Genomic DNA, 25,307 nt, shown 5'->3' with positions numbered 1-25,307 from the left:
GCATACATTTACATGAAGAAACTTTTACTTGCAATAGCCTTAATTACATTTTACCAAACATCTTTCAGTCAGCAATATGGGCTTTTTGGCACCAAAACTATGTTTGATGCATTTGAAAATCCTTCTCAAAAATCCTTTGTTTTGGATTCATCAAGAAAGTTTTCTTCTAACTTTTTCTTACCCTATTTTGGCATAAATAGTGCAAATGTTGGCACCTCTGAAACCGTAGTGAGGAGATTAATAAATGAACGTATTAATGATACCAGAGATTTACCCTTAGGTACCGGAGAGATAAATCATTTTTATGAAAACAGCAACATGTATGTGCTTACTTTGCGTATATTTCAATCTTATAAATATCAAAAAGAAATGGGCTTTGCCTGGCAAATCCGCTCTGATGCACATATAAACTATACAAACGAAACTTTAGCCGTTTTTGATTCTTACCGCCGTTTTCCTCAAAACCAAACATTAAAAGGTATTTTTGATACGGATGGTTACCAGCAATCTTATCATCAATTTAGTTTCACCTATCGCGAAAACTATAATAAACGATTAGCTTTTGGTATTAAGGCAAGTGTATTAAGTGGTATTGTTTACAATGATTTAGATATTTCAGATTCGTACCTTAGAATAGATGCAGACAATAACCTTTTAGATATTGGCTTAGCGGGAGCATATTCTGCAAACTTTAACGACCAAAACAAAATCAATAAGAAAACTTTTATACCAACATTTAAAAACCCTGGCGTTTCATTGGGTTTTAGCACAAATTACACAACAAAGAAGGGCTTATTTTTAATGGCAAATGTTAAAGATTTAGGTTTCATTTGGTGGCGAAGTAATACACATAGAACTGTGGTTAATGCAGTAGAAACTATCGATCTTAGCCAAGGTCAGAGTTACACAAATAAAAAGATTAGAGATATTTTTGAATTATCAGAGCAGCCAGACAAATTTACAGCTTTAACAAATGCTAAAGCAGATGTTTATCTATCAAAAACCTACAGTTTTTACAAACCGGCAATTGCAGTTTCTAAAAATTTATTTTACCGTGGTGGTGATGTGGCTTTTATAAATACATTTAATTATAATAACTTATCAGGTAGCGTTATTCCCTTATATAATTTAAACAATATTTTCATGGTTGGCCTGCAAGGGAAGTATCAAACGCCAAATTTTGAATTATTTATGGGTACAGATAACCTAATTTCTACCGCAATTACAGCTAAGGGATTAATAAAACGCGATGCGACCATTGGAACTGGCGCTAACGGGGCTTCTTTTTATATGGGCCTGGGTATTAAATTCGGGAACACCGTAAATCATCCACAATTTAGTGATGTTATGCCTGGAATAAATGATAATGAAGGCGGAAGTTTCTTCAGAAATTTATTTTCAATCTTTAGAAAGAAATAATCTAAACCTTCTTTTTTGGTTGAGTTAGAACAAAATCTTTCAAATAAAAAGGCTCGAAATAAGCAACATCCTCAAAGCTTTTAGATTTAAATTGGTTATAGGCTAATTGAGACATATTTGCAGCAGAATTAAAGTTATGATTTACAAACTTTGCATTGCTGGCCGTTAATGTTGCTGAACATTTAGAAGAACCATCACCTATAAATGTTATAATTTGATTTGATAAGTAGGTTTCAAAGCTGTTTTCATCGATAATTTTTGCTGAAGTTTCTTCTACAATATTTAACTTAATGTCGAAAACAGATGTGTAAACCTCCATCCTTCTGGCGTCTATCATCGGGCAAACTAAGCCTCTGTATTCAGGGCTTTGAGTTATAAATCCTGCGGCCATCATCTTTAAGGTTTCAATAGCAATAAGTGGTTTACCTAAAGCGTAGCATAAACCTTTTGCGGTTGAAACACCTATCCTTAAACCTGTATAAGAGCCTGGCCCTTTACTAATCGCTATTGCATCTAAATCAGCATAGCTCAAGCCGGCGGTTTTCATTACCTCATCAATAAATAAGGTAAGTTTACTAGCATGCAAATTCTGTCCAATTTCTTCTTTAATAAATTTTGTTTCACCATTGATAGAAATTGCAACAGAACAAACAGAAGTAGCCGTTTCAATTTGAAGTATTTTAGCCATTGCGCAAAGATATTAAAGAAATGGAAAATTTGAGATGGAAAATGGATACGTAGAATATATTTAAGGAACTGGATCATGACCATGAGCGCCCCATGGATGACAGCGACTGATACGCTTTAAAGCCATCCAACCGCCCTTAAATGGACCATGTTTTTTTATCGCTTCTATTCCATATTGCGAACATGTTGGCGTGAACCTGCAATTAGCACCCAACATTGGCGATATTGCATATTGATAAATTTTTATCAACCCTAAAAAAAACCAGCCAAATACCTTATTTATTAGCTTCATTAGGATTAATTAAGGTGTGAAATCTCTTAAAGGTAGAAATTAATTTTTTCTCTATAAAAGAAAATTCATATTTATCCTTACCAACAAATTGGAGTGAAAATAAAAGCAAACCTCTATCCTCTGGTAAAAAAGCATAAAACTTTTCTAATTTGTTTAATCGATAAGCTTCGCGGATGCGGCGTTTTAAAAGATTGCGGTCTACAGCTCTTTTGTACCGTTTCTTGGGTACATTAATAACCACCTGTACAGGAATTTCTGATTTTTCTTCTATAAAAATATAGGAAACCCGAAAAGGATATAATAAAAAAGAAGAACCGTTTTTAAACAGCAGTTCTAAATGTTTCCTGCTGCATAACCGTTCTTCTTTTCTGAATGTATACATATTTTTTTGATTGATGATTGCAGATTTGATCTGCCTTTTCTGATGCTACAGAAAAGCAATCAAAAATTATGCTTTATGCTTACGTTCGTCTGAAACTGTTAATCTTTTTCTTCCTTTAGCACGACGTGATGCTAATACTCGTCTGCCGTTAGCTGTTGCCATTCTTTCGCGGAAGCCGTGTTTGTTTCTTCTCTTTCTTTGCGAAGGTTGGTATGTTCTTTTCATGACTGTATATTATCTTATTAATTTAAAATTAAGAGGTGCAAATATAAAAGTATTCATTTATAAATGCAAGTCTGTTTAAGTATTATTTTTCTCTTTTAAAAGCAAATGTAGTAATTCTATCTAAAATCTGGTCCCGCCTACGCTTCAAGCCCGAGAAAATCGGGGCTTTCTCGCTAAAGTCGGGTTTATATTAAAACTGTTTGTGCTTCTATTTAAGGCTACAAAATGCCTACAAACCCAAAGCTGCCTTCAGTTTTACATAGCCAGTTTTACTCACCGGCAACCAGATATCCGATTTTAATAAAACAACATAACTATCCTTTTCTTTTAGCTCAATTTTAGTAACCTGAGCCAGATTTATGATATAGGAGCGATGAATACGAATAAAAACTTCTGCATCTAAAGTTTTCTCAAAGTATGCCATTGTTTTGTTTTTATAAAAAGAACCTTCTGATGTACTAATCTTAACGTAATCATCATCGGCCTCAAGGTAGTTAATTTCGGAAACCGGAATAATTTTAATTACACCGTCTTTTTTAACCACTACCCTATTATTTTGACTCGGACTTAGTGCGGCAGCATCTAAAACACCTTCAGTATTTTCAGGCTGATTTAATCTTGAAGGCACCTTTTTAATTGCAGCATCAAACCTTGCTTTGTCAATTGGCTTAAGCAAATAATCAACAGCATTTACTTCGAAAGCTTTAATGGCATATTCATCAAATGCCGTTGTAAAAATAACTGCAGGTTTATCTTCAACAAGCTCTAACATCTCAAAGCCGCTGATTTTTGGCATCTGAATATCTAAGAAAATTAAATCAGGCTTATGTAGTGTAATTGCCTTTAAGCCTTCAAAACCATCACAACATTCTGCAACTATCTCTATATCTTGATGTTCTGATAGGTAGAATTTTACAATGTCTCTGGCTAAAGGTTCATCATCAATTAGTATAGTCCTGATCATTTTTTTGAGGAATTTTTAAGGTCGTAATATATAAATTATTTGCCTCAATTTCGGTTCTTAAAAGCTCAGGATTTGCGAAAAGCAGATATAATCTTCGTTTAATAGCCGTTAAGCCAAAACCTGTTCCGCCGGTTGCCTTCATTTCCGGGTCGAAAGGATTTTGCACACGCAGTTGTAAAATATTATCATACATTGTTACATCAACCTTTATGGTAATTGCGGTTGATGTGTTATACAATCCGAACTTGATAGCATTCTCTACAATAGGCTGCAAAAGCGTTCCAGGCAAACATAATTTATGTGTATTTTCATCAACATTAACCTCAATATTTAACCGATGACTAAACCTAACTTTCTCAATATCAAGGTAAAGTTGAATATATTCCATCTCCTCTTCAACAGAAACCCACAATTCATCATCTCGCTTAAGTGTACCACGCAAAAAAGAAGCAAGTTTTGTAATCATTACGCCCGCTTCTTTCGGATTTACCATAGTTAATGCAAAAACAGAATTTAAGCTATTAAAGAGAAAGTGCGGTTGTAATTGATGTCTTAATTTATTCAATTCGGCTTCTTTAGCCAAATTTTGCGCAGCTAATAATCTAGATTGAGTTTCTGATTGTTCTTCCAATCTATACCACAATATATTAGCTAAAGCACACCATCCTAAACACATGAAGGAAATTAATCCTCTAAAGGCAAAAGAAAAATTGTAGAAATCTTTATAATCTTTAAAATCGGTATAAATGTAAAAAAGAGCATACTTTGCCAGGTAAACAATTACAAAGGTTAAGGCAAGCGTTATTATCAGCACATACAAAATTCTTTCGTTTTTGGGTTGATAATAACCTAGCATATTGCTAATGCCTATGCAGGCCGCTGCTAACAGGAAATTGTTTATCGCACTATCTGTAATGGCAATTATCCACGAAAAATTTACAACGTAATGTATACCAAAGGCACACAAAATAGTCCAGCACAAGGCAATACCTAATGATATTTTCTGTATTTGTGGGACTGAAAGCGGTCTTGTTGTCAAAATTTATAGGTTTAGTGTAGGTTGAATTAATGATGTTGTTTAAATAAATATGCGATGATATTTTTCATCGCATATTTATCGGAGCTTAAAAACTTTTAATCTCTATCCCGCCGAACATTGCTGTACCATCTAAAATTATAGTTTTCTGGATATCAGTTTGAGGCATTAAACTCCCTCTCTTATCCTCTACACTACCAAAAACTGCCGTAACATTTGATTTTACTGCCCAATTTTGAGGAACGATAAGCTTAATACCACCAAAAATTGCGGTAACATCGAGCTTTACAGTTTCACTAAAATCTGCCTGCGTAAAGTTGATATCTGCACCGCCAAAAACTGCCGTAACATCTCCGCCCTTAAAGTTTTTTGAAAATACTGTTTGATGACTTCCACCAAAAACTGCAACAGCTTCAACAAAATCATTATCTAATTTTTTATCATAAGATGGATTTTCTGCAGTATTTAAATTATTATTACTATTTCGATTCCAGAAACCAAAATTTGCAGCTCCATTTTTTGGCTTGAATACCAGATAAGCGCCAACGATAACAAAACCTACGCCCAAAGCATATTTTGAAATATTGAAACCTAGGTGCATGTTATCGATAGTATTGTATGCACCAAGTAAAACCAAAACCAACCAGCCAATTCCTTTAAAATTGTTTCTAAGGCCTACAAATAATCCTATTAGAATTAAAAGATTTGAACCGCTAAATATCCATCTAGGAATATCTAAATCCATGGTTCGAACTAAAAAGCCTAAACCAACCAGAATGATTATCAACCCACTAAGCATTCTGCCGGAATAGTTATTATTTATGTTATTTGAATTTTCCATTTGTGTAATTATTAATAACCAAATGTATTTATAAGATTTCAGGCCAGCTAATCGTATTCCGTAGAAAACAATTAAACAGCGGTAAATAACCTTATTTTATCGGTGAAAAATATTTTAGTATTTTGTTGCCATGAAATTTTTACTATTTACGCTTGCCATACTAAGCTCCATTTTTGGCTACGGTCAACAAATCGAGTCGAATTATAAAATTTATGATGTTAAAAATCAGAAAATAATTACTGTTGATGATATTATAAAGGATATGGAAAATGCTGATGTTTTATTCTTTGGCGAAGATCATAATGATTCGATTGGTCATTACCTTGAAGCATCAATTTTTAAAAAATTAAGTGAAAAATATCCAAAAAGGTCCGCTTTAAGTCTTGAAATGTTTCATACTGATGTACAGCCTGTAGTTGATGAGTATTTGGCAGGTGTAATTACGGAGAAAAACTTTACCAGAGAAGCAAGAGCTTGGAACAATTACAAAGATTACAAGCCATTGATTGAGTATGCAAAAGCAAATAATATCGATGTTATAGCAGGTAATGCAGCTGCAAGATACAGTAATGCGGTAACGAAAAGCGGACTGGACATCCTGAAAAATTTTCCAAAATCTTCACTAGCATTTTTACCACCATTACCGATAGATACTGCAACAGGAAGATACAACGATAAATTTACAGAAACACTTGGTGGGCACAGTATGGGTTCAATGAAGATTTATCAAACTCAGAATTTTTGGGATGCGACAATGGCCTGGTCTATTTCCAGGTACGCAAAAACACATAAAGGAATTAAAATCCTACAGCTAAACGGGCGTTTTCATAGCGATGAAAAACTTGGAACGCTAGCCAAACTATTAACTTATTCGCCAAAACTTAAAATACTGAACATTTCAGCATTCTCTGATGAAAGCTTTGAAAACCCAGTTTGGGAAAAATTTAAAAATCTTGGAGATTACATCATCATAACCAATCCAAAAGTGAAAAGAAGTTTCTAAATAAAATAGGTTCGCAAAATTTGCGAACCTATTTTATTTATTATGCTTTTGCTTTCAAAACATCTCTAATTTCAGTAAGAAGAATTTCCTCTTTAGTGGGTGCAGCAGGCGCTGCAGGAGCTGCAACTTCTTTCTTTTTAAGATTGTTAGCACCTTTAATAATCAAGAATAAAACAAAAGCAACAATTACGAATGCAATAACTTGTGATAAGAAATTACCGTATTTTATGGCTGTTCCGGGAATTACTAATTTGCTTAAATCTTCTAATCCTGCGGCTTTTAAAGCTGGCCCCAATACCGCAGGTGTAATAATATCTTCTACTAAAGAGCTTACAATTTTACCAAAAGCAGCTCCAATAATTACACCGACAGCTAAATCAAGAACATTTCCTTTAACTGCAAAATCTTTAAATTCTTTAACAATTCCCATAATTTTAGTTTTAGTTTGTTTTTATAACGAAAGTAACAATTATATCATAAAGTTAAAAACTAAGTAACCATTCTATAAAGGCTCAATAAATCAAAATCATCATTAAATAGATTTATACTAAAGATTATCTGCTAACAATTCCTTATTTTTGCCCGACATACACGAATACCATGCTAAAGCAACACCTACAACAAAAGCTACTTCAAAAGTTATCCCCTCAGCAAATTCAATTTATCAAGTTGTTGCAGGTGCCTACTGTTGCTTTAGATACAAGGGTGAAAGAAGAACTGGAAGAAAATCCGGCTTTAGAAGACCCAAGTTTAATGACAGCAGATGAGCCAAAAGGTGAATATGATGATTTAAATGATGGCCCTGAAGATTATGAAAGTTCATCAGAAGATAATAGCATGGATGAATTTAACGTGGATGATTATCTTCAAGATGATTCTGCAAACGATTACAGCACAAATTACAACAATGGCGATGATGATGAGGAGAAAAAAGAAACACCAATCGCCATTGAAAGTACATTTTTTGAGAGTTTACAGGAACAATTAGATCTGATTCCTTTATCTGACCAGGATTTTATTATTGGAAAACAAATTATTGGAAGTTTAGATGATGATGGTTATTTACGTCGTCCGCTAAGCTCTATGATTGATGATTTGGCTTTTTCTCAAAATGTAATGGTTGAGGAAGAAGATGTTTTGGAAATGCTGCGTTTAATACAGAGCTTCGATCCTCCGGGCATTGGCGCAAGAGATTTGAAAGAATGCTTGTTAATTCAATTAAAAAGAAAAGACGTTAACAACCCAATCATTGTTAAGGCAATGAACGTAGTTGAAAATTATCTTGATGAATTTACAAGAAAACACTACGATAAACTGGAAAAAAGTTTAAATCTGGATAGCGAAGAACTTAAGGAAGTTGTAAACGAAATTCTTCGTCTGAACCCGAAACCTGGCGATGCAAATCAGGTTACTACAAAGCAAATGCAGATTATTCCCGATTTTCACATCAGCAATAACGATGGCGTTTTAATTTTGACGCTAAACTCTAAAAATGCTCCTGAGCTTAAGGTAAGTCGTTCTTACCAGGAAATGTTTGAACATTATGATAAAGCTTCTTCAAAGGATAAAAAATTAAAAGAAGCTGTACAATTTGTTAAGCAAAAGTTGGATTCTGCAAAATGGTTTATCGATGCCATTAAACAAAGACAACAAACTTTGTTAAAAACCATGAATGCAATTATGCATTATCAATACGAATATTTTTTAACAGCAGATGAGCGTAAAATGCGCCCAATGATATTAAAAGATATTGCTGATAAAATCGATATGGATATTTCAACGGTTTCGAGGGTTGCCAACTCAAAATATGTGCAAACCGAATTCGGCACGTTTTTATTAAAATCTTTTTTCTCAGAAGCAATTCAAACTGAAAATGGTGAAGAAGTTTCGAATAAAGAAGTTAAAAAAATTCTGGAAGATTGCATTGGAAACGAAGATAAACGCAAGCCTTTAGCCGATGAAAAACTTACCGATATTTTAAAGGAACGCGGCTATAATATTGCCCGTAGAACCGTAGCAAAATATCGCGAACAAATGAATATTCCGGTGGCAAGACTTAGAAAAGAGCTTTAATAGTTTTTTAATAATAAGTCCTTATTATTCGTTATTATAATTACTTCAAAACAAACAAATAGATATTAATTTACCACATTTTTATGTATGATGGTACTTTATAAATATTGTTTAACATTAAGCCAAGTACAATTTCATGGCTACCGTTACTTACCGTGTTTAGGTTAGATGTAGTAAAATCGTAAGAATATGTTAAATTAACCATTTTGCCTATATTAAATCCTGCCATTGCAGAAAAAGAATCATCCTTTCTGTAACTTCCACCTAGCCAAATCTTATCTTTAAAAGCTATCTTCATATTCAAATCTACAGATACTGGTGCCGGCTGAACGTATTTAACCATAACGGATGGAATTGCAGCGATTTGGTCATCAAGGAAAAACTTATATCCGGCGGTAGCGAAAAAATGAGGCACTTCTTTGCCGGTATTGTAATTTTCTGAGTTTGTGAAACTTAATTTTTGCGATAAAACCTGCTGTGCAGAAACTCCAGCAAACATTCTGGCACCATAAAGCCATACACCAAGACTTAAATCTGGCCTCAGCTGACTAACAATAGTATTTAAAAGCGCAGGGTCGCTTTGGCTATCTGGAAAGGTAAGAGAGTTTATATCTAATCTAATATTTGATACGCCTGCTGCTGCACCAACCGATAGATTAAATGTATTGCTCAATTGTAAATGATAGGCATAAGTAACATTTGCATCAAGACGAGAAAGCGGACCAGCCTTATCTTGTACAACGGTTACGCCCATGCCGTGATGCGCCGGCGAGGAGGTATAATTTTGCATATAATTCCTATCCATCGGATTTCCGGTTTGCTCTGGAAAAGATGTTAACGCGTTACTCCAAAGCTGATTATCGCCCAAAGCCCAATGTGCAGAAACAAAAGATGTTTGCGGTGCATCGTTAATTCCTGCCCATTGTTTTCGATAACCTGCTTTAAAATCTACATAATTTTCTATTCCGGATAATGCCGGATTTAAAAGATATTGATTAAAAATATATTGCGTGTATTGTGGCTTCTGTTGAGAAAACCCCTTTAAACTAATTAAAACAGCAAGTAGTAGTATATATTTTTTCAATTTTATCTGATTATTGTAAGCGGTCCGGTAATGGTTTTTCTACCGTTTCTTGGGTTGATAAGATAGTAATAAACTCCAACAGGTAAAGGCTCATTTTGATAATTTCCATCAAATGGTGTTTTATAACCTACGCTTGAAAATACTTTGCCTCCGTTTCGGTTAAAAACATCAATTGTTGCATTAGGGTAAGTATCTAAATATTTAATAGCCCAAACATCATTTACCCCATCGCCATTAGGTGTAAATGAATTAGGTGGCACCAAAGCCTGAAGAACTTTAACTAAAACAGTTTTAACAACCTTACAACCCTCACTCGATGTTGTTTCTAATTTATATTCGGTATCCTTATCCGGAGTTGCAACCGGATTTAACACATCATCTTGTTTCAAACCTAATGATGGACTCCACTTATAGGTTAGATTTTTGCCTTCAGCTACAGCCGGAATTGTAATTTCTCCACCAGCTAGTATATAAAGTGTTGAACTTCCAATATCTGCCGTTGGCGATTCGTACACAAAAACATCCTTAGTAATTGCACTTATACAGCCGTTTGATGCTGTAAAGGTATAAGTAATTGTGTGTTTACCCGCCTGAACCCTTTTCGGATTAAAATTTCCTTCTGAATCTATTCCATCACCAGAATAAATTCCATTGCCAATAATACCCGTGGTTTCTTTTGCCTGATTGATAATTACCAAACCATCATTTTGGCATACAAAAGGAATATCTGCAAATTCTAAAATTGGTGCTGGTTTTAGTGTGATAGTTTTTTCTGTTTCCAAAAAGCAAGATTCACCAGAATATGCAATCAATTTTATCTTAAAATCTTTATTACTGTTACCACCAAATGCCGCATAAACTAAATTTATGTCTTCATTAGTTGGATATGCGTATGTCTCAAAATCGTTCGGAGCATCCTCCAAATCCTTAAAAATATCTATTTTTGTTATCTTTCCGAAAAAAGCTTTTGATAAATTATTAATTATTACTGCACTATTGCTGCAAAGATTGTCGGCATTTTGAATTGAGAAATCAGCCTTTTCTACGGCACCATTAACTGTAAAATCTTTTGATTCGGTACTTACACATCCATTTACATTAGTTATTTTTAGACTAACCTTGTACACACCAAATGAACTGTATTTATGTTTTCCATCTTTATCTGTTGATGTATTTGGATTCATAGCAGTTGAAGCTGCATCGCCAAAATTCCACTCATATTTTAATGGTCCACTGACACCTTCCGCATCAATTGTTTTATTTACGAAAAGGGCAAAAGCATCATTTAAACAAACATCTGGCACGGTAAAATCTGCAGTTGGCAAATCGGTTACTTTAACATCTTTAACAAATGCTTCGCTTACACAGCCATTTGCCGATGTAGTAATAAGCGATATTTTATAAGTACCGACAGCAGAATATTGATGTATTACAGGTCTATTATCACTGTTTTCCTCAAAATTATTATCGCCAAAATCCCAACGCCATTTAACTATTTTATTTGTCGTTTGTGTTGGACTAATTGATGAAGCATCTGTAAGTACATAATCAGTATTTATACAGGTATTATCTGAAGATGTAAATTTTGAAACCGGTAAAGGATTTATTGTGATATTTTTAGTAAAAACATCAGAGTAACAACCCGAGCCGGCTTTTACAATAAGTTTCACATCATAAGTACCCTCTTTTAAATATTGATGTTTTGGGTTTTTTTCATCTAAAACGGTTCCATCACCAAAATCCCATAGCCAATTAGTAACCTGAAAATCGGCAGAATTAGATATACTTTTATCTGTAAAAATTACATCAGTTTTAGCACAGGCAGAAATAGCTGCATCAAAATTTGAAGTTGGCAAATCGTAAATAGAAAATATATAGTTAGTTACTAAATTTCCTTCTTGGCAATTTACGGGATCGTTAGGGACATGCGCAACCACATTAAGCTTATGTTCGCCTGCAACTGTATAATTTTTAGCGTTTGGATAGCTATAAATGTAAAATGTTTGTCCATTAATTACTTTTACTTCTGGCTCATTTGTAGTTGTTATTTGCTGTTCATTATCCAATGTCCAGGTAATTTTATCTGGTTTGTAGGGTAAATTAATTTTAAAGTTTATTTCTGTATTTATACATCCATTTTGATATTCTTCTTTTTTAACACTATTAACAACTGTTAAATAATTGTTAGAAGCCAAATTTGTTCCTGCAGAGTATGCATAAGATTCTGTTGTACCATAACCATAGGCTATTACATTAAATCCTTCATCAGCTGTAAGTGTTAAGCTTTTTTCGGTAACAGGTATTTGGGCATAAGATAAATTATTAGAAAGAACAGACCATGTTACGTTTGGCACAACGCCATTTATTTTAAAACTTCCTGTTTTGTTTGTTTTAATCAGAACATTTAAATATCGTTGTCTAATATCCTGGTCGGTAGCAGAAAAGACAGTGATGTTATTTACATTAAATTCTACCGGGTTTAATAATACCATATCCGGATCGCCAAAACCAGCATTAGATCCACTTGGAGTTGCACATCCAACAGAATACATGTATTGACTTAAGATAAAGTTTTTATCACCGGTAACATAATTCGGATTTGATAACCTTGAAGAGCTATAAAACCCACCCTTATTCAAGGTGGTAACAAGCGACCCATTCTCGTAAATTTTAGTATTATCCTCAACAGCAACAGCCCGATATATATAAGATTGATTAAAGAATGGAATAATTCCATAGGTTTTACCTAAACTAGATACCGGATAAATTTGCTGATATAGCGGATCTGCACTTGAACAATTACCTATTGTGATGTTTGATGTACCAGAAAAAGCTGCAAAACGTTTGCAAGATGAATTGCTTGGATCGGTTTCAACAGATATGCCGGTTAAATCTTCTAAACCAGAAGTATATTCATAAACATCACCAGATTTGGGTAAAGTAATGGTTCTGCTGATATTATTCCGTTCTCTGATAATTACAACGGTATTATCTTCAACTGCTACAAGTGCCAAGTAATTATAACCTTGCTGCGAGGTATTATTATTATTGGTCGAGTTTATATTTTGGGTATAATTAACAGAAAAATATTTTTGCCCGAGGGTTTCAAAAGGTAAAATTAAAGATGCCGCAGAACGATTACCTGCAAACATATGCGCATAGGCAGCCACTTTTGGCTTTCCCGGCGTAACAACGATATGAATACCACGATTAGATAGCACTTGGTTTGCATCTGATAATGGGATATATGAATCATTTCTATTAACCTGAATACCTACCGAAGTATTGGCTGGAATAATAGTTGGACCCGAAGAATAAGCGCCACAAGTTACTGTAACTTCAGAATCAAATTTTGAGGTTACAAAAACCATTAAACTGGCTAAAGAATTCCCGTTAGGTACGTGCGTAGGAAAAACAGTCCAAAAATCAGTTCCCTCATTGGAAATATTTTGACTGAATAAATTGTTACAAAAAAAACTGGCTATAATAAAAACTAATAATAATGCTCTTTTCATCGTTATTAGCCTGGTTAGAAGTTGGTTTGCATTGATTTGATTATAGATGCAATATACTATTCTAAAATATAGATGTAAAAGATTTCAAACAGAAAAATCTATATTTTTTCTATTTCATGTAAAATAACAAGGGATTCGTGTAAAAAAACATCATCAATAAATTATAAATGCATAAGATTAATTAATAATTCTGTTCGCCACAACGCTCAAATTTCAGAAATCAAATCCCGGATTTCGGTGACCGAATTGCATCCCAAAAATTTATTTCACGATAAAAACCTTAAACGAGTTTATGAACGCGTATTTAAAATTGATTGAGCAGATTTACCCAGCAAGAAATTGCGAAACACCAGACATTTTAATTTATAATGCAATGGAAGTTGCTTATGCTAAAATGCAGTTAGAAAGAAATATTAGTGAAACCGTGCTTTATAATTACAGGATAGCATTTTATTTCTTAAAAGAACATATCAAAAATGCAGTTAACGATGGGATGCGAAAAATATCTTATGAACTAAACGAGCTCGACAGACAATGTTTAATATATTTTTTAAATAAACTAGATTCTTCAATATATGATAAAATAGAAATTGATGTTATAGTTGACAACATCAACACTTTATTATCTTGTTACGATTTAAGTAAAAATTATGCCTTTATTAAAGCTGAAAATGAGGAACAAATTATAAAACTCAAAGTTTCAGCTTAAAAATAATTAGTCATCTTCTTTCGGCTTTTTATCTTCAAACTGTTCTGAATATTCTTTTGCTTTCTCATCGGCAAGTACATCATTATGATTTGAAGGTTCTAGATTTTCATCAATGCGTTTATTCCAATCATTTAAACCATTATTATCGTCAGCCTTATTTTTATCGGGAGTATTTACAGAATTTATCATCTTAATAATTTTATTAAAAACATATTAAAGAAGAATTAGTTCAAATTATTTTACGGGTGGTTCATCTTTTGCGTTTTTAAATTCTTTAACGCTTTTTCCAATACCACGCATTAATTCCGGGATTTTTTTACCACCAAAAATTAATATAACTATAACTACGATTAATATAATTTCAATTGCCGACATATAAAATTTTTATTAAATATACACTATATATACTCGCAATTGATTAAAAACTTAAACAAGTAAAGCATTCAATGTTCTTGCTTTTATTTTAGGTACAGCACCATGCCTCATAAATTCAGAAAAACCTTTTAATTGTTTTATTGATTTTACAGCCTCATATCCGGTGTAATTACTTCTAATTTTATTAAGCAACAAAGTGTCCGTTTTAAATAAATCTTGTTCATTTAATATCCCTTTTTTAAGGAAGCTTTTAATTAACTCGGCCATTTTACCATTTGCATATATGTGAAGCGGCAAATTAAATACATCGCTATTAAGCCTGCTAAAAATCTCATTTATCCATAAAGCTTCTTTTTCAGAATTGACTGCCATTTTACCATCTTTTAAAGTAATAGATTTTAAAAATTCAATTGCTCTTTGCCTTGATATTAACCCGGCATGAAAGCCATCTCTCAAAGTATAATCTAATCTATCCGCACAGAGTGATGGAAGCGGTTGTTCCAAAATATCAAAATTCCCATATATGATTTGATTTGCATTATAACCGTATCTAAGCAATACATCAGGAATTTCTGAATTGTACAACACCTCTGCAAAAATTTTTTCGTGATAATCTTCATCCGTATTATTAAAAACGTAATCACCAACATGAGAAAACGCAGTATGAGAAATATCATGCAATAAACCTGCAATCTGTTCTAATTCAGAACCGCCCAGGTTTTTAATCAACATTAAAACACCAATTGCATGCTCCAGTCTTGAGTGGCAAATTTCTGGATTGACCAGATAAATAGCACCACTCTGATGTATACCTGCCAAACGTTTTAATGCTTCAGTATTTAATAATTCTTCAAATACATCTGGAAATTCAATCTTTCCATATAAAATATCGTTTAGCTGTACCATGGTTAAAGCAATAAAATGAATTACAATTATACTATAATTTTTAGCTAAAAAAGCAATAAATTTTCAACAAAATACTAAACATATTAGCTAATAATAAACTTTCAAAAAAAATGAAAACATTTATTACAAAAACATGATTTTTTAATACTTGTACTCTAGAACACGATTGCATTTTAAACGTTATATTTAAAAAAAAACAGACATATGGCAACTGCTGAGCAAATTCGAAAAGCATATTTAGATTATGTTTTAAGCAATAATGAAAAACCAAAATCGGTTTATGTTTTTGCAAAAAAGCTAAAAATTACTGAAGCTGATTTTTATCAATTTTTTTCTTCTTTTGAAAGCATTGAAAAAAATATTTGGTTCGATGTAACTTACGAAACTATAAATACAATTAAAGAACAGGAGGTTTGGTCTCAGTATTCTTCAAGAGAAAAAATGCTTTCTTTCTTTTACAGTTATATGGAAAATCTTAAAAACCAAAGAAGCTTTATTATTTATAGTTTAAGAAACTTTAACGGTAAAATAGGTACCCCAACTATCCTTGCTGGTGTAAAACCAATATTTGAAAATTTTGCCGAAGATATAATAAATGATGGTTTAGAAAATGGAGAACTTGCCGAGCGTAAATTTTTTAGTAAAAGATACAAAGATGCCCTTTGGGTTCAATTTGCCTTTATACTAAATTTTTGGATAAATGATGATAGCGAAGGTTTCGAAAAAACTGATGAAGCTATTGAAAAAGGTATTAACGTAACATTCGATTTATTTCAACACTCTCCTATTGATAACCTGTTTGAATACGGAAAATTTTTGAGCAGAAATGGAAAGTTTAAAGAGAAAATGGGATTTTAAAAGATAATGAAGCAACAAAAAAGTATTCCGGTAACTAAAGTAGAACGTTCGGCAAAGTTTGTTAAAACTGGTTTTCAAATTGGTGGCAATTACATTAAGCATTATTCAAAAAAGCTTTTTAACCCAGAATTAGACAGAGAACAGCTTAATGAAGATAATGCAACAGATATTTACAAATCCTTAAGTGAATTAAAAGGAAGTGCATTAAAGATTGCTCAAATGTTAAGTATGGATAAAAACATACTTCCAAAATCTTATGTTGATAAATTTACACAGTCTCAATACAATGCTCCTCCACTTTCGGGTCCGCTAATTGTTAGAACTTTCACTAAAAACTTTGGCAAAACACCTGAAAAAATTTATGATAGCTTCAATATAAATTCAACAAATGCTGCATCAATTGGTCAGGTTCATCAGGCTCAGTTAAATGGTCAGAAACTTGCAGTTAAGATTCAATATCCTGGAGTTGGCGATAGTATATCATCAGACCTAAAATTGGTTAAACCTTTTGCATTCAGACTTCTTGGCATGTCTGAAAAAGAATTAAACATTTACATTAAGGAAGTTGAAGAACGTTTATTAGAGGAAACGGATTACGAACTGGAAGTTAAACGTTCAATTGAATTTTCTGAAGCTTGTAAAAATCTGGACAATGTAGTTTTCCCGAAATATTATCCAGAATTATCTGGCAAGCGCATCATTTCTATGGATTGGATTGAAGGCATGCACTTGAAAGAATTTCTGAAAACCAATCCATCTCAAGCCTTAAAAAATAAGATTGGACAGGCTTTATGGGATTTTTACAATTTTCAGCAACATGAATTAAAAGCCGTTCATGCAGATCCGCATCCAGGTAATTTTTTAATAACTCCGGATGAAAAACTTGGAGTGATAGATTTTGGTTGCATTAAAGAAATGCCACTCGATTTTTATATTCCGTTTTTCTCACTTATATCAACCGATGTAATTAGTGATAAAGCCAAAACTATTGATGCTTTCAGGAAACTAGATATGATACATAAAGAAGATACAGCTTCGCAAGTTGAATTTTACTATAAATCTTATAAAGAAATGATAGAGCTTTTTGCCAAACCATACATAAACCCTGTATTTGATTTTAGCCAGACTGAATTTTTCGAGAAATTATATAATTATGGAGAGAAAATTTCAAAAATGCCAGAGTTTAAGCAAGCCCGGGGCGTGAAGCACTTCATTTATGTTAACAGAACAAATTTCGGTTTGTATACAATACTGCACGAGTTAAAAGCAACTGTAAATACCAATACCTACAAACCAAAATTATAATCAGACATTCTTTTTTACAACTTCAACCATTTCATCAATTTCAAATGGCTTTAAAATGTAATCATCAGCTTTGCTTGCTTTAGCTATCTCAGGTAATTTCTCAGAAGTTGAAGTAAGCACAGCTGATATGTCCTCAGTCTCAGGATCAGATTTAAGTTCTTTTATTATTTTAGAACCTTTTTTTGTTCCTTTAATGTGATCGTCAATTATAACTACATCCGGATCAATTTTTTCAATATTTTCAATCGGCTCGGTTGTTAATGAAGCAGTTACATCAAAACCCTCCTCATCCAAAACCTGATCCATAATGTCCAGAATATCTTTATTATCCTGTACTAGAACAACCTTTTTCTTCATAAATAATTGGCAATAATTTTTCTATAAATATAATAAAAAGAATAAATACTACATATACTTCAATTATTTAGAATTAACTAAAAGCTGTTAATAGTTGGTCTGTTTTTTTTGCCCGTTGGTCGATTAGTTGCCTATACTCGTATAAATATGCAATATAGGCTGCAACGTTTTCCGGGTACTGGCGTCTTATCTACAAAACCACTAAAAAATATAAATCATTAAATTATAATCAATTATAAATAACAGCATTATGAAAACCTCAATCAAAACACTAATCGCAACCTCGTTAACAGTTATCACTTTAACAACTTCTGTTTTTTCTAGCAGCGTAATGGCTAATGAGAAAAAACCTATAGCAACTGTTTCTGCACCAAGTAATTTCAAAAGAATTTCTGTTAAAGGAAATGTAGAAATTAAAATCGTTCAGAGACAAAATCAATCTGTAGCTTATGATGAAGATAATGTTGGTAAAGCAAAAATCACACAAGAAGGCGACTTATTAAGAATTACATCGCTTGATAAAGATGTTAGCAAAATTACGTTATACGTTTCGGATATATACAGAATTGAAGCTGCCGATAATGCAGTTGTAAAAACAGATGGTAAAGTAAAAGTTAAGTTTTTACAAGTTTTTTTAAAAGGAAATGCGCATGCAGAAATTAACTCTAGTACAGAAGGATTATATACTGTAATACAAGATAATGCAGATTTAAAACTTAGCGGAGCAACCGATAACCATACCGTAATTATGGGCGACACTCAAAAATTAACCATGGATAGATTTGCGGCACTAAAAACAAATATTCGCTCTAATGAAGACATGGGTGCAATTACAGAAACTGTTGCAGTTATTAAGTAAGAATTTACAATCATAAAAAAAGCGAAGAGGAAATCCTCTTCGCTTTTTTTATGATTTAATTTAAGTTTAAACTTAAATCTTTTGATTTTGCTTCTGCTGCAGTATCTTTTCGTTTCGTTTTGCTTACATACTTAACGCCTACGCGTAAAGCTTTTAAGCCAGAAACACCTTGCAATTCTTCTAAATCAAGTTTTTCCAAATCATCATTTAAATAGCCTTGATCTTGCAAATACTTGATGTACTCAACATATTCTTTAGCTTCATCGGCATTAAAATAAACCATTGCAATTTTATTAGGTTGCGTTAAACGTTCTGAAGTTCCTTTTATTAAAACCTTATCGATACGTTTTTTAACAACCTCGTATCTAATATTATAAGCACCTTCTACGTCAAATCTACGCTCATCGTTTCTAAAACTAATATCAATTGCATTTGAGTGAATAAATAACAATTGGGTAGTTTCTAACGGACGAGGCATTTCGCCAATTAATCCTTTAGATAAGCGGGCAATCTCTACCATAGAGGTTAATTGCCATAAGCGAATATTCTTTAAATAAAGTAAATCGAACGGTTTATTTGGTGCAATTTCCTGTCCGATATAAATATCATATTCTACACCATCTGTACGAAATTTGGCAAAATAACAAGGATAAGATGATTGCAAATTCTGCTGTGCAGTTTCTAAGTACTGACTAACTTCCATGTTAATCATTTGCATAGAAACCTCTAATTTACGACGATTTTCATAGGCCAATCCAGTTTCCGGTAGTATTTCTGCAAAATAATCATCAACAATTTCGCCAGCTTCGGGATGGTTAAGCTTAATTACAGAGAAGAATGGATAAACTTCTGCAGCTAAAAATTCGTTCAACAACATTTCTTCGTTGCTCGATGCAACATTACTAATGCGAACAATCCAATCGTTACAGTTAAAAATTAGTTTATCAATCAATTCTAAGAAAACAAACTTGCGCAGGCTTTTTAAAGTTTTTATAATGTTCAATAAATGAACATGCATATCTTCTTTTAAAGCTTCGTTACGCTCGTTAGTAGAGTTTCTAATATCAACGGCACCAAACAATGGATACATTCCTTTGAAAGTAACGGTTTCCATTTGCTTAAGCTTTTTACTTTCTTTGCCTTGTTTTAAGAAATCCCAAACGGCCTCGTTAAATTTCCATTGAACGGACGGTTGCAAAGCCGTAAATTTATCCATTAGCACGGCATCCATTTTGGCATTAAATTCTTCAATACTGTATTGAAAAAGCTGTCCAATTAATGGCATTGCCGGACGTAATCTCGATAATAATTTATCATCAAACTGAACTTCCTTACTAGAATATACTTCTAAAACCCCTGCTAACTGCGAATTATAGTAAACCGGTAGAACGGAATAAGAGCAAACACCTGCTTGTTTCAACACACGTAAAAAAGGATCTTTACTCATTTGGTCTTCTTTAATCGAAGGCACAAATATCGGACGAGGATCTTCTTTGTATTTATCCACTAATGAATAAAAAACTTCCTCTTCCATTTTTGATTCTTTTGCCGAATTTATAAGCATGCTTTGCGAAAATTCCTTATCATCAAAAACCAACTTATTGTTAACGGTTAAAAATGGCATTAATCCAAATTCAATATCACCATTTCCACTTAAAGTTTTTAAAGCCTGTATAACGTGATTGTAGGCATCACTTTGGTAATTGTGATCTACCAAAGCATTTCTAATGCCTTCAATAGCATGTTGAAGCGTAACATCAGTAATCGAGATTACACTAAAACCTTCAAAAGTAAATTTATTTAAAGAAAGCTGTTCACTTAGATATTCTATCTCTGTACCTTCCTGAAAATGTTTGGCAAGCTCTTCGAAATTCAATTCTGGTAATTCTCCTTTATGCTGAATATCAATAAACTGTGTATCGTTTTGGATATTGTAATAAGAAGTTAAATTACTATCAGCGTTAACATGCGCATAAATAATTTCATTTTTTAAAACAGATGTAAAATTGTAAAATCTGGTTAAAATTAAATTATAAATGAATTTTAAGTGTTTTTTTTCAGATGATTCAGTATCCTTGGATACCTTTTTAGCCGGATCATGATCTTTAAAAAATTGATAAAAAGCATTTGTGCTAAAGAAAATCTCATCAGGCACGGGCGTACTCAATGCCCAGAACATTTCATTTTCGTTCGCCATTAAAGGCGTTAAAATGGTAAATATTAATTCGAGCGTTTCTGTATGTTTTGATAATTCCTGAGCGCTAATATTGCCCAACAAAGCATCCTCTTTCTCAATTTTTTCGAGCAAAAACCTATAAAATTCCGACTTAACGGTTTTTTCTGTTTTAAGTCTGTTTTTTAAATAGGTTACCAATGGCCTAAACGACAGGTTAGATTTAACCTGGCAATTAATGCACTCGTTTTTATGTATCTTAATTACATTGGTATTCATGGGTACAAGTTTTTTATAGACGTAAAATTTAAAGGTTTAAAAATAGTTTTACTACAATACAAATATACAGTTAGCAAGAGTTACAAATAGTCTGCCAAACGTAATACTATTTTTACATCAATAATTTAATATACGAATAAAATGATGACTTAGTTTAGTAGAATTTAAATTGAAGTGCAATTGCGGCATACATCTCTAACCGCTGCCCACCATTAATTCTTACCCACAACAGGCAGAAAAGAATGGTGGAACTAACTTAATTACAGCAAAAATTAGCTTATCAAAAAATTTTAAAATTATAAATTAATACCTGAAATTAATCGAAACATAGGGATACCAACCGTCAACAGAATGCCCCATTATAAAGCGCACAACCGTTAAAGATGCAGGCGCAAAATATGCACCGCCGCCAACTCCATGATGCCAGGTTTGAGACGCTTCGTTTCTTTTCCAAACTCTACCCACATCATAAAAACCAATTAAGCCAACCTGACCTGGTAAAATATAGCTCACCAAATCACCTATTTTGGCTCTTAATTCTAAATTATTGTAGAAGCTGTGTTCTCCGGCAAATCTAAACTGTCGGTAACCTAGCAAGTTTCCTTGTCCGCCTAAAAACTGAGCCTGATAAAAAGCAGGCTTACCAATTGTAACACCTCCTCCAAATCTATCTGCAAGAATAAAATTCTTTCTACCATCTAAATTTTTATATAAAGCAACACTTGCTGTAAATTGGCCAAATGAGTTTGAATATTTATTTAACCCTTTGTAACCGGATAGTCTAAAATCTACAAAACTACCCAATGTTGGCAATAAATCGTTATCGCGTGTATTATTGGTAAAATTTACAATTGCACCAGCAAACATCTTTTCATTTCTAATCGTTAAACTATCAGATGAATGCAACTGTGCCGTATTTTGTATAAATCGACCAATGTTATCATCATAATCCAATTTATAGTATTGAAAAGATGGTCCGACACTAAAAGTAGATTTTGGCCTACGCCATCTTATGGATGGGTCTACCTGGTACAAATTAAATCTGGTGCGGTAGTATCTAATATCATCTCCATGTTCATCAAAACGAGTATCATTACCTAAGCCAAAAAAGTTTTGAGTATTATTCGGCGCAAATGCATCTGCTTTTAAAATAAAATCGCCCTTTCCAAAAGCTTTTAACCATTCTCCTCTATAATTAAACCTAAAGGCTTTAGAAGAAAATGAATGTAAAAAAGAAACAGTTTGCGAATTTCCGTAAGGTTGTTTTCTAAAACCCGGATTGGTTTGTTTATAAATAAGTCCGAGCAAAATACCATCATCATTATTATAACCGGCATTTAAACTAATTGAACTTCTACGATACATATCTTTTGGTACATAACTAAAATTAGCAGTATCGTTTGAGATAACTTTACTGATTTTGTTTGCATCTTCGCCAGCATAAGTTGCTTTAGTTGTACGCCCGTATAATTTAACCTTTCCATTGCTGTTAGCAAAATCGTAATATTTATCGCCTTTACCACCAATAATTCTGATTTTGATATTTGATGATTTATTGTCTAAAATAAGGCTATCATTCCCATTATGCATATAAACCCGAAGCTCTTTGGTAACTTTCGGATCGAATTTTCTATCGTAAAGTTCACCTTTTACATCGCCATCTTTAGATATTTTATTGATTTTAACTCTTAAGCCTTTTTCACCATTATCGGTAATTTTAATCAATTCATTTTTATTGGATACTTCGATATCAACAATGCGGTTAAAGAAGTGATAATAATCATTCATCAATTTTGGTAAAGCTTTAACCCTTGCCCTAAGCTGGTTTAAAAATGCATCATGATGTAAAGAGTAACTTGGTTCCGGAAGTCTTTTTAACGCCTTTTCAAAAACCTCATCGTTATAATTTGCGCAAAAATCTACAACAATTTTATCCCATTCTTTTTCATCGATGTTGGCTGTCCACCTGCTGCTAATCTCTCTGCCTTCCCATAAAAACCATTTTATGTCTTTTATTTCACGTTCATAACCCTGCATCATTGGTAGCAGAGAAGAACTCTGCGTAAATCTTTGAATCTTACCGTCAGACATGAAGAAAACCTGATCTCTGTCTCTAGGCACAGGTGTATAATAAGAATCGCCGTCTTTTTTACTTTCTTTCCAACGCCATTGGTCTTCGTGTCGGTCCCAATCACCTAAAAGGATATCGAGCGACCTTGCTTTTACCCAAGCCGGGCCATTCAATTTATTGTCGTTATCTTCAGTAAGTTTTTTATCCATTTTTGGAGAACTATCCGATTCTCCGGCTGGTTCTCTTTCTTCTAACAAACAAAGTGTGTTTGCAAAAACGGATTCATATTCGCCTAAATTATCATCAGGAGAAACCCATCCAATAATTGGGTTTGAATGATAAATGCCACCCGCTTTTGCTAACTCTGGCACAACCAAAGCAGAAAATGGATGCTGAGCAGACATATTATCCTTAATGATATCTTTAGCAAAAGTTTCTCTTAAACCTGCAGGAAGCAAAACTTCAGGATACTTTTCTACACTTCGAAGCACATATTCCTTACCGTTTTTATCTTCTAACCTTAAAGATCTACTTTGATTACCGCCACCTCTTTGCGTTGCTTTTAAGCCACCTGCAATTTTTGAAATCCGCAGAACAGGAACCTTAGTTTTAGCAGCATACTCTTTACGGAAATTTTCACCAAAAAGCCAGCGATGAAAACGACCAACACTATCATATTCGGGTTTAACCTGCACAATAATACTATCTGCAGTAATTGGCTTAAGTATATTTCTTTCTTTAGCAGTTAGCACCTCGAATTTTTTAGTGTAGCTGTAAACGCGTTTAACACCTGTATCTGCATACACGTAATACTCATAACGCATATCATTATTCATCAACTGGTCTGCAACAACATAACCTTGCTGCATTTCGTTAAAAAGAGAATTTTTGCCTTGCCTGTTTGGCGATACCTTAGAACCCGAACCACTAACAATTTGCAACTGTTTACTTTTAATTAATTGCAAACCATGCTCATGACCAGCAACATAGGTTACATTTTTATAATCTCCAAAAACACCATTCACCGATTTTATCATTTCCTTGTAAGCAGGATGATTCAAATCTTCGGGACTTAATAAAGTAGAACGCAAAAACGGATAAACAGAACCTAAAACCGGTAAGGGGATAAAAAGATTTTTGTTTATTGATGTTAAAGGAAAAAGGTGATTTCTTATGTTGAAATAGCCTCCGTGTGGTCCATAACTTTGAAATGGATGATGGGAAGCAAGAATAATCACTTTATCTTTGTTTCGTTCTAAAAGCTCTTCCATTTTTACAATAACTTCGTCTTTTGTTCGGCATTCACATTCGCCGTTTGCATTTGATTTATTGTAAGGAAAAAGCCACCATTCACTATCGTAGGCGATAATTGTTAATTTATCCGTTAGGTTTATTGCAACCGGATCGGGGCAGCCATTTTGAGGTATTAGTTTTAAAAGCGGGTCGTTTTGGGCTTTTAAAAAATCATCTTGCGCTTTAATTTTTGCTAAACCTTTTGGTCCTGATTTATCCCAATCGTGGTTGCCTGGCAGAAAATAAACCGCAGCGCCTTTTTCACGCATCGGACTAAACTGCGACTGAAGAATCTTTTTCGTATCCTCCTCTTCTAAACTTCCTGGCAAACCCATACCTGATGGGTAAATATTATCGCCCAGGTAAATAACAGTAGTTTTTTTTGGGATTATCTGCTTAGCCGCATTTTTTAAATCCTGCGTTTGTGCCGGGTTCATTTCTCCGGCATCGCCGAATAATATAATACGGTATTTAACATCACTTTGTGCAAATGAAATTAATCCGGCAAATATTAATATAGTGGTTAGCGTAAAATTTTTAATCATAAATTAGTTTGTTACAGCAAAAACATAGTAAAAGTAAGCTGCCTTTTAGTTAGAAA

At 33.2% G+C, this 25,307-nt stretch carries 23 protein-coding genes; 7 read left to right on the top strand and 16 right to left on the bottom strand.

Annotated features, from left to right (window positions below; genetic code table 11):
• The first annotated feature begins 12 nt into the window (after positions 1-12).
• Positions 13-1,419 carry a DUF5723 family protein gene (locus tag LUA90_RS18040; protein ID WP_231491972.1) on the top strand — a complete coding sequence of 469 codons (1,407 nt, stop codon included), beginning with the start codon at positions 13-15 and terminating at the stop codon, positions 1,417-1,419.
• A 1-nt stretch (position 1,420) separates the two neighbouring features.
• Here LUA90_RS18040 and tsaB read toward each other — a convergent pair whose 3' ends face one another.
• The 7 genes from tsaB to LUA90_RS18005 form a co-directional block, all read right to left on the bottom strand.
• Positions 1,421-2,107, bottom strand: coding sequence for a tRNA (adenosine(37)-N6)-threonylcarbamoyltransferase complex dimerization subunit type 1 TsaB (tsaB, locus tag LUA90_RS18035; protein WP_231491971.1), 687 nt, complete (start codon positions 2,105-2,107; stop codon positions 1,421-1,423).
• Positions 2,108-2,167: 60 nt separating this feature from the next.
• On the bottom strand, positions 2,168-2,398 hold the full coding sequence (gene yidD, locus LUA90_RS18030) for a membrane protein insertion efficiency factor YidD (protein ID WP_231459886.1): 231 nt from the start codon (positions 2,396-2,398) through the stop codon (positions 2,168-2,170).
• Entirely contained in the window at positions 2,382-2,780 is a 399-nt protein-coding gene (locus LUA90_RS18025; protein WP_231491970.1) for a ribonuclease P protein component, read from the bottom strand. The genes yidD and LUA90_RS18025 overlap by 17 nt, the downstream gene beginning before the upstream one ends.
• 66 nt (positions 2,781-2,846) lie before the next feature.
• Positions 2,847-3,005 (bottom strand): 50S ribosomal protein L34, encoded by a 159-nt coding sequence (gene rpmH, locus LUA90_RS18020; RefSeq protein ID WP_010601723.1) that lies wholly within the window; start codon positions 3,003-3,005, stop codon positions 2,847-2,849.
• Between the two features lie 229 nt (positions 3,006-3,234).
• The gene (locus LUA90_RS18015; protein WP_231491969.1) at positions 3,235-3,969 is read right to left on the bottom strand and encodes a LytTR family DNA-binding domain-containing protein; all 735 of its coding nucleotides are present in this window, start codon (positions 3,967-3,969) and stop codon (positions 3,235-3,237) included.
• Complete coding sequence (locus LUA90_RS18010; protein WP_231459889.1) at positions 3,947-5,008, bottom strand: sensor histidine kinase; 1,062 nt, start codon at positions 5,006-5,008, stop codon at positions 3,947-3,949. Before LUA90_RS18010 ends, LUA90_RS18015 begins: the two co-directional genes overlap by 23 nt.
• An 85-nt stretch (positions 5,009-5,093) precedes the next feature.
• Positions 5,094-5,846, bottom strand: coding sequence for a LiaF domain-containing protein (locus LUA90_RS18005; RefSeq protein ID WP_231459890.1), 753 nt, complete (start codon positions 5,844-5,846; stop codon positions 5,094-5,096).
• Between the two features lie 130 nt (positions 5,847-5,976).
• On the opposite strand from LUA90_RS18005, the gene LUA90_RS18000 reads away from it, so the two are divergent.
• Entirely contained in the window at positions 5,977-6,849 is an 873-nt protein-coding gene (locus tag LUA90_RS18000) for a ChaN family lipoprotein (protein WP_231459891.1), read from the top strand.
• 40 nt (positions 6,850-6,889) lie between these two features.
• Here LUA90_RS18000 and mscL read toward each other — a convergent pair whose 3' ends face one another.
• Entirely contained in the window at positions 6,890-7,279 is a 390-nt protein-coding gene (mscL, locus tag LUA90_RS17995) for a large-conductance mechanosensitive channel protein MscL (protein ID WP_231459892.1), read from the bottom strand.
• A gap of 170 nt (positions 7,280-7,449) precedes the next feature.
• Here mscL and rpoN point away from each other — a divergent pair, with 170 nt between their 5' ends.
• The gene (gene rpoN / locus LUA90_RS17990; RefSeq protein ID WP_231459893.1) at positions 7,450-8,922 is read left to right on the top strand and encodes an RNA polymerase factor sigma-54; all 1,473 of its coding nucleotides are present in this window, start codon (positions 7,450-7,452) and stop codon (positions 8,920-8,922) included.
• 70 nt (positions 8,923-8,992) lie between these two features.
• Here rpoN and LUA90_RS17985 read toward each other — a convergent pair whose 3' ends face one another.
• Both LUA90_RS17985 and LUA90_RS17980 read right to left on the bottom strand, forming a co-directional pair.
• The gene (locus LUA90_RS17985; RefSeq protein WP_231491968.1) at positions 8,993-10,006 is read right to left on the bottom strand and encodes a type IX secretion system membrane protein PorP/SprF; all 1,014 of its coding nucleotides are present in this window, start codon (positions 10,004-10,006) and stop codon (positions 8,993-8,995) included.
• A 2-nt stretch (positions 10,007-10,008) separates the two neighbouring features.
• Entirely contained in the window at positions 10,009-13,521 is a 3,513-nt protein-coding gene (locus tag LUA90_RS17980; protein WP_231491967.1) for a PKD domain-containing protein, read from the bottom strand.
• A 292-nt stretch (positions 13,522-13,813) separates the two neighbouring features.
• Here LUA90_RS17980 and LUA90_RS17975 point away from each other — a divergent pair, with 292 nt between their 5' ends.
• Positions 13,814-14,230, top strand: a complete 417-nt coding sequence (locus LUA90_RS17975; RefSeq protein ID WP_231491966.1) for a hypothetical protein — start codon at positions 13,814-13,816, stop codon at positions 14,228-14,230.
• A gap of 6 nt (positions 14,231-14,236) precedes the next feature.
• Here the strand turns inward: LUA90_RS17975 and LUA90_RS17970 are convergent, their stop codons facing one another.
• From LUA90_RS17970 to LUA90_RS17960, 3 genes are read right to left on the bottom strand one after another with little or no spacing between them, the layout of a single operon-like run.
• Entirely contained in the window at positions 14,237-14,419 is a 183-nt protein-coding gene (locus LUA90_RS17970; protein ID WP_231491964.1) for a hypothetical protein, read from the bottom strand.
• A gap of 45 nt (positions 14,420-14,464) precedes the next feature.
• On the bottom strand, positions 14,465-14,605 hold the full coding sequence (tatA, locus tag LUA90_RS17965; RefSeq protein ID WP_231459898.1) for a twin-arginine translocase TatA/TatE family subunit: 141 nt from the start codon (positions 14,603-14,605) through the stop codon (positions 14,465-14,467).
• A gap of 51 nt (positions 14,606-14,656) precedes the next feature.
• Positions 14,657-15,511 carry an HD domain-containing protein gene (locus LUA90_RS17960; protein ID WP_231491963.1) on the bottom strand — a complete coding sequence of 285 codons (855 nt, stop codon included), beginning with the start codon at positions 15,509-15,511 and terminating at the stop codon, positions 14,657-14,659.
• A 204-nt stretch (positions 15,512-15,715) separates the two neighbouring features.
• Here LUA90_RS17960 and LUA90_RS17955 point away from each other — a divergent pair, with 204 nt between their 5' ends.
• A complete protein-coding gene (locus LUA90_RS17955; protein WP_231459900.1) occupies positions 15,716-16,369 on the top strand; it encodes a TetR family transcriptional regulator C-terminal domain-containing protein in 654 nt (217 codons plus the stop codon).
• Positions 16,370-16,375: 6 nt separating this feature from the next.
• Positions 16,376-17,674: an AarF/ABC1/UbiB kinase family protein gene (locus LUA90_RS17950; RefSeq protein ID WP_231459901.1), complete on the top strand. Its 1,299-nt coding sequence runs from the start codon at positions 16,376-16,378 to the stop codon at positions 17,672-17,674.
• On the opposite strand, the gene LUA90_RS17945 is transcribed toward LUA90_RS17950, so the two are convergent.
• Complete coding sequence (locus LUA90_RS17945; RefSeq protein ID WP_231491961.1) at positions 17,675-18,031, bottom strand: two-component system response regulator; 357 nt, start codon at positions 18,029-18,031, stop codon at positions 17,675-17,677. It abuts the gene before it with no gap.
• A 250-nt stretch (positions 18,032-18,281) separates the two neighbouring features.
• Here LUA90_RS17945 and LUA90_RS17940 point away from each other — a divergent pair, with 250 nt between their 5' ends.
• On the top strand, positions 18,282-18,890 hold the full coding sequence (locus LUA90_RS17940; RefSeq protein WP_231491959.1) for a GIN domain-containing protein: 609 nt from the start codon (positions 18,282-18,284) through the stop codon (positions 18,888-18,890).
• 55 nt (positions 18,891-18,945) lie between these two features.
• Here LUA90_RS17940 and LUA90_RS17935 read toward each other — a convergent pair whose 3' ends face one another.
• Positions 18,946-21,342 (bottom strand): GAF domain-containing protein, encoded by a 2,397-nt coding sequence (locus tag LUA90_RS17935; protein ID WP_231491958.1) that lies wholly within the window; start codon positions 21,340-21,342, stop codon positions 18,946-18,948.
• 303 nt (positions 21,343-21,645) lie between these two features.
• Positions 21,646-25,251 (bottom strand): BamA/TamA family outer membrane protein, encoded by a 3,606-nt coding sequence (locus tag LUA90_RS17930; RefSeq protein WP_231491956.1) that lies wholly within the window; start codon positions 25,249-25,251, stop codon positions 21,646-21,648.
• Positions 25,252-25,307 lie beyond the last annotated feature (56 nt).

The sequence above is a fragment of the Pedobacter sp. Leaf170 genome, assembly GCF_920984665.1.
Taxonomy (GTDB): Bacteria; Bacteroidota; Bacteroidia; order Sphingobacteriales; family Sphingobacteriaceae; genus Pedobacter.
This window is presented reverse-complemented; position numbering and strand designations above follow the sequence as displayed.

What these genes read in the sequence shown, in the direction of transcription:
- LUA90_RS18040 (WP_231491972.1), top strand. Translation starts at nt 13, where the DNA reads ATGAAGAAACTTTTACTTGCAATAGCCTTAATTACATTTTACCAAACA.
- tsaB (WP_231491971.1), bottom strand. Translation starts at nt 2,107, where the DNA reads ATGGCTAAAATACTTCAAATTGAAACGGCTACTTCTGTTTGTTCTGTT.
- yidD (WP_231459886.1), bottom strand. Translation starts at nt 2,398, where the DNA reads ATGAAGCTAATAAATAAGGTATTTGGCTGGTTTTTTTTAGGGTTGATA.
- LUA90_RS18025 (WP_231491970.1), bottom strand. Translation starts at nt 2,780, where the DNA reads ATGTATACATTCAGAAAAGAAGAACGGTTATGCAGCAGGAAACATTTA.
- rpmH (WP_010601723.1), bottom strand. Translation starts at nt 3,005, where the DNA reads ATGAAAAGAACATACCAACCTTCGCAAAGAAAGAGAAGAAACAAACAC.
- LUA90_RS18015 (WP_231491969.1), bottom strand. Translation starts at nt 3,969, where the DNA reads ATGATCAGGACTATACTAATTGATGATGAACCTTTAGCCAGAGACATT.
- LUA90_RS18005 (WP_231459890.1), bottom strand. Translation starts at nt 5,846, where the DNA reads ATGGAAAATTCAAATAACATAAATAATAACTATTCCGGCAGAATGCTT.
- LUA90_RS18000 (WP_231459891.1), top strand. Translation starts at nt 5,977, where the DNA reads ATGAAATTTTTACTATTTACGCTTGCCATACTAAGCTCCATTTTTGGC.
- mscL (WP_231459892.1), bottom strand. Translation starts at nt 7,279, where the DNA reads ATGGGAATTGTTAAAGAATTTAAAGATTTTGCAGTTAAAGGAAATGTT.
- rpoN (WP_231459893.1), top strand. Translation starts at nt 7,450, where the DNA reads ATGCTAAAGCAACACCTACAACAAAAGCTACTTCAAAAGTTATCCCCT.
- LUA90_RS17980 (WP_231491967.1), bottom strand. Translation starts at nt 13,521, where the DNA reads ATGAAAAGAGCATTATTATTAGTTTTTATTATAGCCAGTTTTTTTTGT.
- LUA90_RS17975 (WP_231491966.1), top strand. Translation starts at nt 13,814, where the DNA reads ATGAACGCGTATTTAAAATTGATTGAGCAGATTTACCCAGCAAGAAAT.
- LUA90_RS17970 (WP_231491964.1), bottom strand. Translation starts at nt 14,419, where the DNA reads ATGATAAATTCTGTAAATACTCCCGATAAAAATAAGGCTGACGATAAT.
- tatA (WP_231459898.1), bottom strand. Translation starts at nt 14,605, where the DNA reads ATGTCGGCAATTGAAATTATATTAATCGTAGTTATAGTTATATTAATT.
- LUA90_RS17960 (WP_231491963.1), bottom strand. Translation starts at nt 15,511, where the DNA reads ATGGTACAGCTAAACGATATTTTATATGGAAAGATTGAATTTCCAGAT.
- LUA90_RS17955 (WP_231459900.1), top strand. Translation starts at nt 15,716, where the DNA reads ATGGCAACTGCTGAGCAAATTCGAAAAGCATATTTAGATTATGTTTTA.
- LUA90_RS17950 (WP_231459901.1), top strand. Translation starts at nt 16,376, where the DNA reads ATGAAGCAACAAAAAAGTATTCCGGTAACTAAAGTAGAACGTTCGGCA.
- LUA90_RS17945 (WP_231491961.1), bottom strand. Translation starts at nt 18,031, where the DNA reads ATGAAGAAAAAGGTTGTTCTAGTACAGGATAATAAAGATATTCTGGAC.
- LUA90_RS17940 (WP_231491959.1), top strand. Translation starts at nt 18,282, where the DNA reads ATGAAAACCTCAATCAAAACACTAATCGCAACCTCGTTAACAGTTATC.
- LUA90_RS17935 (WP_231491958.1), bottom strand. Translation starts at nt 21,342, where the DNA reads ATGAATACCAATGTAATTAAGATACATAAAAACGAGTGCATTAATTGC.
- LUA90_RS17930 (WP_231491956.1), bottom strand. Translation starts at nt 25,251, where the DNA reads ATGATTAAAAATTTTACGCTAACCACTATATTAATATTTGCCGGATTA.